We start from the raw sequence: 13,624 nt of genomic DNA, 5'->3' as shown, positions 1-13,624 counted from the left end.
TTTTGTTATGCCACTGACACACTCGCTGTTCACCGGACTCTCGGGCATGAACGGCTCCTCACAGATGCTCGACGTCGTCGGTAACAACATCGCCAACGTCAACACCACCGCCTTCAAACGCTCTCGCCTCCAGTTCGAGACCCAGATCCTCGACACCATCAAAAACGGCACCTCACCCAACAACGCACGAGGCGGCTCCAACCCCGCGCAGATCGGCCTCGGCGTCCGCGTCGGTGCCATCACCCGAGACTTCAACTCCGGAGCCCTCCAACCCACGGGTGTCGCCACCGACATGGCCATCCAGGGCAACGGCTTCTTCGTCGTCGAACAGGAAGGCCAGCAGCTCTACACCCGAGCCGGCAACTTCACCCTCGACCGCGACTTCAACCTCGTCACCACCACAGGCGGACGCGTCCAGGGCTACCCCGTCGACAACCAGTTCCAGATCGTCGAAGGCCTCCTCTCCAACATCAACATCCCCATCGGCAAACTCACCATCGCCCAGGAAACCGACAGCGTGAAGTTCGCCGGAAACCTCAACGCCGGCGGCGACGTCGCTTCCGCAGGCTCACTCACCACCTCCGAAGCCCTCTTCTCCGACACGCTCGGCACACCGATCACCGCCGCCACCACCCTCGACCAGGTCCACACCGCCTCAAGCGGCGCACCCATCTTCACCCCAGGCGACATCATCACCTTCGAAGGCGCACGCAAAGGCGGCGTCCTCATCGGAGCTAAAACCTTCGAAGTCGCACCCGCAGGCGTCACCACCGCCGACGACTCCGGCACCACCGTCCAGGACCTCCTCGACTTCTTCGAAGACGTCCTAGGCATCGACACCACCCTCCCAGGCGGAGCCCTCGCTATCACCGCCGCAGGCGAAATCCGCATCGATGCCAACCTCGGCGTCGGCAACGCTATCGACCTCCAGCTCGACAACATCATCGTCAATCAGGGCTCGCTCAGCCCAGTCTCGCCCATCAACTTCACCACCGACAACATCAACAACCCCGCCATCGGCGAGTCCGCCCAAACCACCTTCGTTGTCTACGACAGCCTCGGCACACCCGTCACCGTCAACCTCAACATCGTCCTCGAAAACAAGGACAACGCAGGGACCACCTGGCGATTCTTCGCCGAATCCGAAGACGACACCAGCCTCGACCGACGCGTCGGCAACGGCACCCTCCAGTTCGACACGCAGGGACGCTACATCGGAGCCAACAACTCCACCATCACCATCGACCGCGACAACACCGGCGCTGGCACACCCCTCCAGATCGAACTCGACTGGACCGATCCCTTCGGCGCCACCTCCGCTTTCTTCAATGAAGGCATCGGCTCCGAGATCTCCGCCACCAGCCAGGATGGCTTCTCCCTCGGAACCCTCGAAGACTTCCAGGTCTCCTCCGATGGCACTATCGATGGCGTCTTCTCCAACGGTCTCCTACGAACCCTCGGCCGCGTCCCCCTCGCCATGTTCTCCAACAACGAAGGCCTCGAAGAGCTAGGCGGCAACCTCTTCCGAGCCTCCAACAACTCCGGCATCCCCACCATCGTCGCACCCGGTTCAGGCGGCTCCGGCCAGGTCCTCGGACGACAGCTCGAACTCTCCAACGTCGAACTCACCGAGGAATTCATCAACATTATCGCCGCATCCACCGGCTTCAGCGCCAACTCACGGGTCATCACCACCTCCAACCAGCTCATCGACGAACTCCTCACCATTGTCCGATAATCACACGCCTCGCGACACGACAACGAGACGAGCTAGCCCATGATCAAGGTCACCAGACTCAACGACCAGCCCATCATCGTCAACGCCGAGCTCATCCGAACCGTCGAGGCCAAACCCGACACCACCATCAAACTCATCAATGGCGACCACCTCATCGTCAAAGAATCCATGGAACGCGTCGTCGAACTCGCCATCGAGTACGGCCGAAGCCTCCGAAGACTCCTCCCGCCATCCTGACACAATCCAAACCACAACAACTCAACCCCCAAACCGCCGACCGCCGATAACACCGACTGCGAACGCGTAGCGCTGAGGATGTGCCATGGACCTGGGAATCGTATTCGGAGTCATCGGGACATGGCTCCTCATCTTCTGGACGCTCGTCCTCGGCGGGCAGCTCATCACCTACGTCGACATCCCCTCTGTCGTCCTCGTCATCGGGGCCTCCTGCACCATCCTCTTCTTTGTCTCCCCCGCAGGACAGCTCAAACGCATCGTCCCCGCCATCAAGAAAGCCGTCTTCTACAAATCCCTCCCCATCGATGAACTCATCGATCAGATGGTCGCCTTCGCCGAAATCGCCCGACGCGACGGCATCCTCAGCCTCGAAAACTCCATCAAGGAAGTCAACGACCCCTTCATCGTCCGCGGCATCCAGATGGCCGTCGACGGCACCGACCCCGAACTCATCGAACAGATCATGGACAGCGAACTCGAAAGCCTCATGGACCGACACGAGTCCAGCAAGGCCATGTTCGACGCCGTCGGCAAATACGCCCCCGCCATGGGCATGATCGGCACCCTCATCGGCCTCGTCGCCATGCTCAACGACCTCTCCGACCCCGCCTCCATCGGCGCCGGCCTCGCCGTCGCCCTGCTCACCACCCTCTACGGATCCATCATCGCCAACGCCGCCGCGCTCCCCATGGCCGACCGACTCGCCACCAGGTCCAGCGAGGAAGTCCTCTACAAGACCATCATTGTCAAAGGCGTCATGGCCATCCAGTCAGGCGATAACCCCAGAATCGTCGAGCAGAAACTAAAAACCGCTCTCCCACCACACCTCCGAAAGATGACCGACGACGAGGAAGAAAAGGCCGCCTAAACCGCGACCCCGCACCCACGGACCACCGAGATGCCCAAGAAGCGCCAAAAAAAGGGACCCGCCGGTGCACCCGAATGGATGGTGACCTATGGCGACATGGTCACCCTCCTCCTCTGCTTCTTCGTCCTCATCGTCTCCTTCTCCGAAATCAAACGCGAAGACGAGTTCCAGGCCGTCGTCGAGGAAATCAAGAAAGCCTTCGGCATGAAAGGCGGCGGCGGAAAACTGCCCACCGACGACGACCCCGAACTCTCACTCATCCAGAAACTCGAAGAAGTCGAACTCAACCCCACCCCCGTCCAGTCCAAAGCCGACATCGAAGACCCCTCCATCGAAGGCAAAAACCCCGAAGTCAGAACCATCCGCGAAGGCGAACTCTACGCCGTCGGCGGACGACTCATCTTTGAACCCGGTTCCGCCGAACTCACCGACCAGGCCAAACAGCAACTCCAGCCCGTCATCGAACAGGTCCGCGGATTCAACAACATCATCATGATCCGCGGACACGCCGCCCAACTCGAACTCATGGCCGGCCACTCCGACTACCCCGACCTCTGGCAGCTCTCTTTCGCCAGAGCAAAGTCCGTCTTCGATTATCTCACAGACACCGATGTCGGCCTCCGAGCCGACCGATTCCGCCTCACAGGCGTCGCCGACCTCGAACCCGTCATCCAACGCGCCTACACCCTCGAATCCCAGCAATCCAATCGACGGGCCGAAGTCATCGTCAGCGCCTCAATTGTCGATGACTACTTACAGCCAGAGGCCGTAGCAGGCCCGTAACCCGAGGAAACACCGTTCAACAGGTCCAGACATGCCCGAAGAAAACGACAACGCAGCCGAGCAGCCAAAAAAGCTCCCGATGAAGACCATCATCGCCGTGGCCGCCGTCGTCATCATCGAGGCCGTTGTCATCGTCGGCATCTTCATGTTCGCTGGCGGACCCGAAACCGTCGAAGCCGATATCCGCGCCGCCGATGAAGCCGCCCTCGCCGAGATGCCCGCCGAAGTCCTCGTCGTCGCCGAAAAGTTCCAGAACACACGCACCGGACGCGCCTACCTCTACGACACCGAGGTCTACGTCGTCGTCAAAGCCCGTCACCAGGCCATCGTCGAGCAACGCATCGACACCTTCCGAGCCCAGATCAGCAACGCCATGGCCACCATCTTCCGACGAGCCGAACCCTCCTTCCTCCTCGAACCCGACCTCTCCACACTCCGACGACAGATCCACGCCGCCCTCGACGAGCAGTTCGGCCGCGACGAGGAAACCGGAAAGTCCTACATCGATCAGGTCCTCATACCCAAAGCCACCCAATTCCGCTCCGACGGTTAAGCTCTCAATCCCAAACACCCAACCAGGGCAAGGACGCCATGGCTGAAACAAACCCGCCTCAGAACGACCCACCCGTCAACGACGTGCAGGACGCACTCGCCGACGCCCAGGCCTCCGTCGAAGAACTCAAAAACCTCGTCGATACCGAAGGCCAACCCTACGTCGAAGAACCCATCGACCCCGCCACCGGCCACGCCATAGAAATGCTCGGCGATGTCGACCTCGAGTGCTCCATCGAACTCGGACGCACGGAGATGCTCGTCGAAGACGTCCTCCGACTCGCCGAAGGCTCCGTCGTCGAACTCGACAAACTCGCCGGTGACCCCGTCGATGTCTACGTCAACGGCAGACTCGTCGCCCGAGGCGAAGTTCTCGTCCTCAACGACAACTTCTGCATCCGCATCAGCGAAATCGTCGCCAACCTCGCCGAGGAAGCCCAGGAAGCCGCCCTCGAAGCCCAGCAACAGGAACAACCCGAAACCGCCACCACCTAATCAATCGCAACGAGCCCCAGGCGCAAGCCCGGGGTGCCGACAACCAAAACGCCAAACCGCCGGCGGAGCCGACGGACAAAAATGGTCACGGAGGACCACCAAATGCGCCACCATCGCGCACGCAAAACCCAAACGCTATCCCCGGGTGCCAGACCCCTACAGGGCCGTGCCTGTCTCTACGCCTTCGCCTTCCTCGCCTGCTTCCTCATCAACACCGCCTCCGCCGACCGCCTCACCGCCCTCGCGCTCGACATGACCGAGCCCGAGCCACGACACACCACCAATGCCCAAAGCCCGCAAGTAACCATCGACGACGAACGCACCCTCCTCCCACCCACCGCCTCCCTCCGCGACGACCTCCAGCCACTCGGCGCCCCCCAGAACAACGCCGAAACCCAAACCCTCCCCGCCAGCTCCGACCAAACCTCCTACTGGTGGCTCCTCGAAACCGCCGCCGCCCTGGGCGTTGTCATCGCCCTCATCTTCGCCGCCCGCTGGCTCTACCAGAAACTCTCCGGCCACCAGGCCGTCACCGCACGACCCACCGCCGACGTCGAAGTCCTCTCAAGAACCACCGTCGCACCCCGCAGCCAGATCCTCCTCCTACGCGTCGGCCAACGCGTCCTCGTCTGCTCCGACACCGGACAGGCCCTCAGCTGTCTCTCCGAAATCACCCAACCCGAGGAAGTCGCCGCCATCCTCGGCCGCACTTCCACCACAGCCGCCTCCGGCTTCAGCGACGTCCTCCGCCAACTCGAGAACGAACCCGAAGACCTGACGGCCACCACCGAACCCGTCGACCGCGCCCGCGAAGACCTCTCCCAACTCCTCAGCCGCATCCGCAACACAGCCGCCAACACAAACAGCCAACTCGCTTCATCCACGAAGGCCAACAGAACGAAGCCGAAAGTCGCCGCCGTAGCGGGGGGGGCAGGGGGGTGGGTCGGATGAACACAAAACACTGGCCACGGCTCCTGTCTCTCCTGCTGATCCTGTTCGCCCTGACACCCCTCACGGCCGTTGCACAGGAACAATCAGACACACCACCCGGCATCGAGGAGTTCAACCCCCTCTCCCTCCTCGACAACGCCAGCCGCGCGATCCCTCTCAACCCCTCCGACCCCTCCGATGATGCACCCCGAGGCGACCTCTCCGCCTCCCTCTCCATCATCCTCCTCCTCACCCTCATCTCACTCGCGCCCTCCTTCCTGGTCATGTGCACCAGCTTCACGCGCGCCGTCGTCGTCTTCGCCCTCCTCCGCCAGGCACTCGGCACCCAGCAACTCCCGCCATCACAGGTCATCACCGGGCTCGCCCTCTTCTTCACCCTGATGATCATGGCCCCCGTGTTCGAACGCATCTGGACCGACGCCGTCGTCCCCTACCAGCTCGGCGAAATCGACCAATGGCAGGCCTGGGAACGCGGAAAAGCCCCCGTCCGCCAGTTCATGTTCGACCAGATCGAACACGCCGACAACTGGTCCCACGTCTACATGGTCCTCAACTACCGAGGCGTCGATACCTCCGACCCCAGCTCCCTCACCCGCGCCGATGTCGACACCCTCTCCCTCATCCCCGCCTTCATGCTCTCCGAACTCAAGGTCGCCTTCCTCATCGGCTTTCGCCTCTACCTACCGTTCCTCATCATCGACATGGTCGTTTCATCGGTCCTCATCTCGATGGGCATGCTCATGCTCCCGCCCGTCCTGATCTCACTCCCGTTCAAGCTGCTCCTGTTCGTCATGGTCGACGGCTGGATGCTCGTCGCCGGCAGCCTGCTCAACAGCTACAACCTCTCAGGTTTCCTCTAACCCGGAGATAACCCATGACACCCGACTTCGCCATCGACACCGTCCGCGAAGCACTCATGCTCACCCTCCTCGTCAGCCTACCCGTGCTGATCATCGCCCTCGTCGTCGGCCTCTCCATCAGCATCCTCCAGGCCATGACACAGATTCAGGAACAAACCCTCACCTTCGTCCCCAAAATCCTCGCCATGGGCGCCGTCACGATCTTCACCGTCCCCTGGATGGCCATCAAGCTCATGGAGTTCTCCGCCCGCATGTTCTCCGGTCAGGGCTGAAACACCAGAAACCCCAACGCTAGATGGTCGACCTCTCCTGGCTGCTCCCCCACACACCCGCCTTCCTCCTCGTGCTCTCACGCATGACGGGGCTCTTCCTCTTCGCGCCCATGTTCGGCTCCAACGCCATCCCGCGCTTCATCCGCGTGCTCTTCGCCTTCAGCCTCTCACTCGCCATCTACCCCATGCTCCTCGAGCCCACCCGCGACGCCAGCGGCTTCCTCGCGCCCCTCTTCGAGCACGGCCTCATCCTCTGGACACTCCTCCCGCTCATGGCCGTCGAACTCCTCATCGGCTTCGTCATCGGATGGTGCGCCAGCCTCCCGCTCATAGGCGTCCAGATGGCCGGACACACCATGGACCAGCAGATGGGCCTCGGCCTCGCACAGGTCCTTAACCCCGAACTCGGAGAACAGTCAGGCGTCCTCGGCGAATTCCTCTTCGTCCTCGCCCTCGCTCTCTTCCTGCTGATGGGCGGACACCTCATCCTCATCTCCACCCTCATTGCAAGCTTCGATAACTTCCCGCCCGGCGGTTTCACCGGCTTCCAGGCCATCTTCGAACTCGCCGTCGCAGGCGTCACCCTCATCACCGAAATGACCATTCGCGTCGCCGCACCCCTCCTCGCTCTCATCTTCCTCGAAACCATCGCCATGGGCTTCGTCGCCCGAACCGTCCCCCAGATGAACATCCTCAGCATCGGCTTCGCCCTCCGTATCGTCGTCGGCCTCGCCTTCATCGTTCTTATCACCAGCACCATCGCCGCCGTCTACCAGGACACCATGAAAGACATGCTCAAGATGATCATGAGCCTCATCGCCTTCCAGCCCGACCAAGTCATCACGCCCTAAGACAACCCAGGACTCGATCCCATGGCCGAGAGCGCCGCCGAAAAAACCGAACCGGCAACGCCAAAAAAACGCGAAAAAGCCCGCCAGGACGGCAACATCGCCAAAAGCGCCGACCTCACCGCCGCCATCGCACTCCTCATCGGCGTCACCATCCTCTACTTCATGGGGCTCCAGATCTTCGGCGCCCTCAAAATCAACGTCGAACGCGGACTCCGCAACGCCTTCGCACCCAACCCCGCCCAACCCACCGACCTCGTGGCCATGCTCCACGACGCCTCCTACGTTCTCTTCTGGCTCATCGCCCCCTTCATGGTTCTCATGGCCTTCATCGGACTCCTCGCCACCCTCTACCAGGTCGGACTCCTCCTCACCTTCAAACCCATGCAGCCCAAGTTCAGCAAGTTCAACCTCATCAAAGGCGCGCAGCAGATGGTCAACCTCCGCGCCTGGATGCGCCTCGTCCAGAGCCTCGCCAAAGTGGTCGCACTCCTCGGCCTCGGCGGGATCCTCGTCTATCTCGACCTCGAGAAAATCCGCCACCTCGCCGAACTCGAAACCGCACAGGCCTTCTTCGCCGCCTCCGAAATGGTCTTCCTCCTCGCCCTCAAACTCGCCATCATGCTCATCGTTCTCGGCATCCTCGATTACAGCTACCAGAAGTGGCAAAACGAGGAAGAACTCAAGATGTCCAAGCAGGAAGTCAAGGAAGAAATGCGCAACATGGACGGCGACCCCCTCACCAAACAACGCCGATCTCGCATCGCCCGCCAACTCGCCATGCAACGCGTTTCCCAGGCCGTCCCCGGCGCCGACGTCATCGTCACCAACCCCACCCACTACGCCGTCGCCCTCCGATACGACCCCGAAACCATGAAAGCCCCCAAGGTCCTCGCCAAAGGCGCCGACTACCTCGCCATGCGCATCCGACAACTCGCCGCCCTCCACGCCGTCCCCATCGTCGAACGCAAAGAACTCGCACGTGCCCTCTACCGCGACGTCGATCCCGGCCAGGAAGTCCCCGCCGAACACTACGCCGCCGTCGCCGAAATCCTCGCCTACGTCTACCGACTCGCCGACCGCAAATCCGCCTAAGTAACCCGACCACCCACAGAGCCCCAAAACACCTGGTGAGCCGGGCCGTGTCGACACGGCTTGGCTCATACGCACTCGACGCTGATCGGGTGCCACGCTTTCGCTGTTTATCCGCCGAAGGAGGACCGAAGCCGGAAAAACCTTGCAACACAAAGACCCCACCCAAACGCGCAAATTATGCACACCCTATGCACATCGCTGCGCCTCAACCGCGCAAAATCAAACCTTCCACCCCGATCCGCCGATGACCCAGTAAGGTCTCATAACCCGAGCGCAGGAGGCGCTCGCACGCAAAGAGCCAAGGATGGCGAACGCACCAACCGCACAACTCGCGCTACCCGCATGGGTCCAGAAGCTGCAGGCCTACCAGGGACTCATCGTCCCCATCGCCTTCATCTCCATGCTCGCGGTGATCGTCGTTCCGCTGCCCACCGCGGTCATGGACCTCCTCCTCGCCGCCAACCTCGCCCTCGCATCACTCATCCTGATGACGACGATCTTCGTCGAACGACCCCTCGACTTCTCCGTCTTCCCCTCACTCCTTCTCGGCACCACGCTCCTCCGGCTCGTCCTCAACATCGGCACCACCCGGATGATCCTCGGCAGCGACGCCACCTCCGCCGAAGAAGCCACCGGCGCCGCCGGCCGCGTCATCGAGGCCTTCGCCGAATTCGTCGCCGGCGCCTCACCCGTTGTCGGCACCATCCTCTTCGTCATCCTCGTCATCGTGCAGTTCGTCGTCATCACCAAGGGCTCCACACGCATCTCCGAAGTCGCCGCCCGCTTCACCCTCGACGCCATGCCCGGCAAGCAGATGGCCATCGACGCCGACCTCAACGCCGGACTCATCACCGAGCAACAGGCCCGTGACCGTCGCGAAAACATCGCTCAGGAAGCCGACTTCTACGGAGCCATGGACGGTGCCGCCAAGTTCGTCCGAGGCGACGCCATCGCCGGCATCATCATCACCGTCATCAACATCGTCGGCGGGTTCACCATCGGCGTCGCCATCAAAGGCTGGACCATCGCCGAATCCATCGACGTCTACACCCGACTCACCATCGGCGACGGTATCGTCTCCCAGCTTCCCGCCTTCGTCATCGCCATCGCCGCCGGCCTCATCGTCACCCGATCCTCAGGACGCAGAGACCTCGGCACCGACCTCCGCCAGCAACTCACCAACCGCGTCCCCGCCCTCGCCATCACCGCAGGCTTCCTCGCACTCATGGCCCTCACCGGCCTGCCCATGCTCCCGCTCCTCTCGCTCGCCGCCACCTTCACCCTCGTCGCCTTCCTCGTCGGCAGAACCAACAAAAAAGTACAGCAGCAAGCAGAGCAGCAGGCCGCACAACCCAAAACCAAAACCGAAACCCCCGCCATCGAGCAGGCCATCCAGATCGACATGCTCGAGCTCGAAGTCGGCTATGGACTCGTCCGACTCGTCGACGCCTCCCAAGGCGGGGACCTCCTCGATCGCATCACCGCCATCCGCAAACAACTCGCCACCGAAATGGGCATCGTTATGCCCCCCGTCCGCATCCGCGACAACATGCAGCTCCAGCCCAACGACTACCGCGTCAAGATCCGCGGCAACACCATCGCCAACGGACAGGTCTTCCCCGGACAGTTCATGGCCATGGACAACGGTCTCGCCACCGAAAAACTCCCCGGCACCCCCACCCGCGAGCCCGCCTTCGGACTCGAAGCACAATGGGTCGACGCAGGCGTCAAGCAACGCGCCGAAGCCCTCAACTACACCGTTGTCGACGCCACCTCCGTGCTCGCCACCCACATCACCGAACTCATCAAGAACCACGCCGCCGAACTACTCACCCGCGAAGAAACCAACAACCTCATCGCCCAACTCAAAGAACGCGCCCCCAAACTCACCGAAGAAGTCCTCGGCGGCGAACAGCCCCTCGTCAAGCCAGGCGAACTCCAGAAGGTCCTCCAGAACCTCCTCGCCGAACGCGTGCCCGTCCGCGACCTCGAAACCATCACCGAAACCCTTGGCGACCTCGCCACACGCACCAAAGACCTCGACGTCCTCACCGAATACGCACGCAACGCCCTCCGCAGAACCATCTGCCACCAGTACGCCGTCCAGGAACTCGAAACCCTCCCCGCCGACGCCGACTTCAACGCCACCCCCCAAACCGTCACCAAGCTCTACTGCATCTCACTCGACCCCGCCCTCGAAGACCAGATCAACGGCTTCATCGAACGCTCCGCAGAAGGCACCTCCATGGCCATGCCCCCGGCGGTCGCCAACCGCATCGCCGGCGCCATCGTCACTGAACTCGAAAACCTCGTGCAGCTCGGCCGCCAGCCCGTTGTCCTCGCCTCGCCCCAGGTCCGCGCACAGGTCCGCAAGCTCATCGAACCTCACGTGCCCAACGCAGCCATCCTCGGCTACAACGAGGTCTCCAAAGGCGTCGAGGTCGAATCACTCGGACTCGTCAGCCTCACCGAGCCCGCGCAGCGACAAACCAATAACCTCAACCCCGAACCAGAACCCATCGCCGGATGAAACTCAAAACCCTCCAGGCTCCAACACTCAAACAGGCTCTCGCGCTCGTCCACGCCGAGATCGGCCCCGATGCCGTCGTCCTCCACACCCGACACGCCCGACGAAAAGGCATTCTCGGCTGGCTGGGCGGGACCCTCGTCGAGGTCACCGCCGCCGACGGCCGCGACGTCGCCAGAGCCAGAGCCAAACAAAACAAAGCCCGACGCCCGCAACCCACCAGAGCCGCCCGCCCAGCCAGACCGCCCGCACGCAAACCACAACCAGCCACAATCCCGCAGCCCGTAGCCGCCAGCCACGAACAATGGCCGCCCAACGGCTCCACCGCCGAACTCATCAAGCACGCCTACCAGGCCGTCAAAGACGACCTCGCCAAATCCACCCCGCCTCCCCCCGCGCCACTACCCCAGCCGCAGGTCATCCCCCTCCCACCCGAGCCCTCACACCTCTCCCGCGAGATGCGCGAGGTCAAAGCCGTCCTCGCCAAACTCGTCAGCAGACAAACGCCGGCCACCCCCGACAACCTCCCCACCAGCCTCGCCGAACGCTACCTCCAACTCATCCAGCAGGAAGTCGCCGAAGAACTCGCCGCCAAGGCCATCGCCCAGGCCCGCGAAGCCACCACCAACCCCGACTGCGACACCGCCTGCACCCACAGCCTCCGCAAGGCCCTCTCCAGCCTCCTGCCCGTCGCCCCGGAACCCGCGCCCACAACCACCGGCACCCACATCATCGCCCTCATCGGCCCGACGGGCGTAGGGAAAACCACCACCCTCGCCAAGCTCGCCACCCAGCTCACCCTCGAAAAACAACGCAAAGTCGTCCTCATCACGATCGACACCTACCGCATCGCCGCCGTCGACCAGCTCCGAACCTACGCCGAAATACTCAACCTCCAGCTCGAAGTCATCCAGCGGCCCGAGCAGATGGCCGAAACCATCGCCAAACACAAAGACGCCGACACCATCCTCATCGACACCGCCGGACGGTCACCCAAGGACGCCCAACGCATCAGCGAACTCAAACAGTTCATCCAACACGCCAATCCCCACGAAATCCACCTCGTTCTCGCTTCCACCGCCACCGAACGCTCCATGCTCGACACCCATGAACGCTTTTCCCCGTTAAATCCCACACATCTCATCTTTACAAAGATCGACGAAGCGATATGCTTCGGCTCACTGATGAATGTTCTGACGATCACCCAAAAACGTCTGAGCTACATCACGACGGGACAGGAAGTCCCACACGATATTGAGCACGGATCAGCCGAACGCCTGGCCGACCTCATGCTTAACCCAGAGGGATAAACCACCAGGATGCTGACCGACCAGGCCGAAGCACTCAGGCAGATGGTGAGCCTTGCAGGCGAACCAACGCCCCAGCCAGGGCTAACCCGGGCCATCGCGATCGCCTCAGGCAAAGGCGGCGTCGGTAAAACCACCCTCTCCGTCAACCTCGCCGTCGCCCTCTCAAGACTCGGCCGACGCGTCGTCCTCCTCGACGCCGACCTCGGCACCGCCAACGCCGATGTCCTCTGCCAGGTCCCCCCGGGCCCCACCCTCGCCCACGTCGTCGCCGGACGCTGCGAACTCGCCGATGTCCTCGTCGAAGCCCCAGGCGGTTTCCAGCTCATCCCCGGAGCCTCCGGACTCGCTTCCATGGCCAACCTCGGCGAAGCCCAGCGACAACGCATGATCGCCCAACTCCAGGCCATCGAGTCCGAGGCCGATCTCCTCCTCATCGATCTCGGTGCCGGCGTCAGCCCCAACGTCCTCAGCTTCGCCATCGCCTCCGACCAGGTCCTCGTCGTCACCACCCCCGAACCCACCGCCATCACCGACGCCTACGCCCTCGTCAAAACACTCCACCGCGAAAGCCACGACCCCGCCCTCCGACTCGTCGTCAACATGGTCCGCTCGCAGGCCGAAGCCGAAAAGGTCTACGGCCGCATCAGCGAAGTCTCACGCAAGTTCGTCGGCGTCGCCCCCAGTTTCGCAGGACACCTCCTCTACGACCCCAAAGTCGCCCTCTCAGTCATGCGCCGCACCCCCTTCACGCTCGAACGACCCCAGAGCGGACCCTCGATCTGTGTGGATCAACTGGCCCATCGCCTCGATCGCTTCGGCGCAACCCTCCCCGAACAGGGCTTCTTCAGCCGGTTTTCGCGCTGGTGGGCTAGCACTTAAACGAACAACAAGCGAAATAGTCGATTTGAACGTTTATTTCAGCTTGCCCAAACGGCCTAAGTTGGTATTCTTGGCATAGCCCTCATGGATGAAGGCTGATTTTTCAAGGACGAAGGCCAATGCCAGCCCGAATCATGGCAGCTTGTTTCGGCTTAATAGGGTTTTCCGCAACCGCCCTAGTTGGGCTACTTGCCGGAAACGATCACGCC

14 protein-coding genes are annotated in these 13,624 nt (G+C 62.3%); all 14 read left to right on the top strand.

Annotated elements, in window-relative coordinates:
- Window positions 1–7 precede the first annotated feature (7 nt).
- The 14 genes from ACQZAB_RS01760 (at window position 8) to ACQZAB_RS01695 (ending at window position 13,415) form a co-directional block, all read left to right on the top strand.
- Window positions 8–1,738, top strand: coding sequence for a flagellar hook protein FlgE (locus tag ACQZAB_RS01760; RefSeq protein WP_428386543.1), 1,731 nt, complete (start codon window positions 8–10; stop codon window positions 1,736–1,738).
- A 39-nt stretch (window positions 1,739–1,777) separates the two neighbouring features.
- Window positions 1,778–1,975, top strand: a complete 198-nt coding sequence (locus ACQZAB_RS01755) for a flagellar FlbD family protein (RefSeq protein ID WP_428386541.1) — start codon at window positions 1,778–1,780, stop codon at window positions 1,973–1,975.
- An 85-nt stretch (window positions 1,976–2,060) separates the two neighbouring features.
- Window positions 2,061–2,843 carry a motility protein A gene (locus tag ACQZAB_RS01750; protein ID WP_428386539.1) on the top strand — a complete coding sequence of 261 codons (783 nt, stop codon included), beginning with the start codon at window positions 2,061–2,063 and terminating at the stop codon, window positions 2,841–2,843.
- A 30-nt stretch (window positions 2,844–2,873) separates the two neighbouring features.
- Window positions 2,874–3,626: an OmpA/MotB family protein gene (locus tag ACQZAB_RS01745; RefSeq protein WP_428386537.1), complete on the top strand. Its 753-nt coding sequence runs from the start codon at window positions 2,874–2,876 to the stop codon at window positions 3,624–3,626.
- 31 nt (window positions 3,627–3,657) lie between these two features.
- The gene (locus ACQZAB_RS01740; RefSeq protein ID WP_428386535.1) at window positions 3,658–4,179 is read left to right on the top strand and encodes a hypothetical protein; all 522 of its coding nucleotides are present in this window, start codon (window positions 3,658–3,660) and stop codon (window positions 4,177–4,179) included.
- Between the two features lie 38 nt (window positions 4,180–4,217).
- Entirely contained in the window at window positions 4,218–4,673 is a 456-nt protein-coding gene (gene fliN / locus ACQZAB_RS01735) for a flagellar motor switch protein FliN (RefSeq protein ID WP_428386533.1), read from the top strand.
- 102 nt (window positions 4,674–4,775) lie between these two features.
- Entirely contained in the window at window positions 4,776–5,624 is an 849-nt protein-coding gene (locus ACQZAB_RS01730; RefSeq protein WP_428386531.1) for a FliO/MopB family protein, read from the top strand.
- The gene (gene fliP, locus ACQZAB_RS01725; protein WP_428386530.1) at window positions 5,621–6,484 is read left to right on the top strand and encodes a flagellar type III secretion system pore protein FliP; all 864 of its coding nucleotides are present in this window, start codon (window positions 5,621–5,623) and stop codon (window positions 6,482–6,484) included. The genes ACQZAB_RS01730 and fliP overlap by 4 nt, the downstream gene beginning before the upstream one ends.
- Window positions 6,485–6,498: 14 nt before the next feature.
- Window positions 6,499–6,756: a flagellar biosynthesis protein FliQ gene (gene fliQ, locus ACQZAB_RS01720; RefSeq protein ID WP_428386528.1), complete on the top strand. Its 258-nt coding sequence runs from the start codon at window positions 6,499–6,501 to the stop codon at window positions 6,754–6,756.
- 23 nt (window positions 6,757–6,779) lie between these two features.
- Window positions 6,780–7,607 (top strand): flagellar biosynthetic protein FliR, encoded by an 828-nt coding sequence (locus ACQZAB_RS01715; protein ID WP_428386527.1) that lies wholly within the window; start codon window positions 6,780–6,782, stop codon window positions 7,605–7,607.
- A 21-nt stretch (window positions 7,608–7,628) separates the two neighbouring features.
- Window positions 7,629–8,699 (top strand): flagellar biosynthesis protein FlhB, encoded by a 1,071-nt coding sequence (gene flhB / locus ACQZAB_RS01710; RefSeq protein WP_428386525.1) that lies wholly within the window; start codon window positions 7,629–7,631, stop codon window positions 8,697–8,699.
- A 304-nt stretch (window positions 8,700–9,003) separates the two neighbouring features.
- Complete coding sequence (flhA, locus tag ACQZAB_RS01705) at window positions 9,004–11,229, top strand: flagellar biosynthesis protein FlhA (RefSeq protein WP_428386523.1); 2,226 nt, start codon at window positions 9,004–9,006, stop codon at window positions 11,227–11,229.
- A complete protein-coding gene (gene flhF / locus ACQZAB_RS01700; protein ID WP_428386521.1) occupies window positions 11,226–12,536 on the top strand; it encodes a flagellar biosynthesis protein FlhF in 1,311 nt (436 codons plus the stop codon). Before flhA ends, flhF begins: the two co-directional genes overlap by 4 nt.
- A gap of 9 nt (window positions 12,537–12,545) precedes the next feature.
- Window positions 12,546–13,415: a MinD/ParA family protein gene (locus ACQZAB_RS01695; RefSeq protein WP_428386520.1), complete on the top strand. Its 870-nt coding sequence runs from the start codon at window positions 12,546–12,548 to the stop codon at window positions 13,413–13,415.
- Window positions 13,416–13,624 lie beyond the last annotated feature (209 nt).

The sequence above is a fragment of the Mucisphaera sp. genome (genome assembly GCF_965279675.1).
Classification (GTDB): domain Bacteria; phylum Planctomycetota; class Phycisphaerae; order Phycisphaerales; family Phycisphaeraceae; genus Mucisphaera.
The sequence above is the reverse complement of the archived record's forward strand: the minus strand, read 5'-3'. Positions and strand labels throughout refer to the sequence as shown.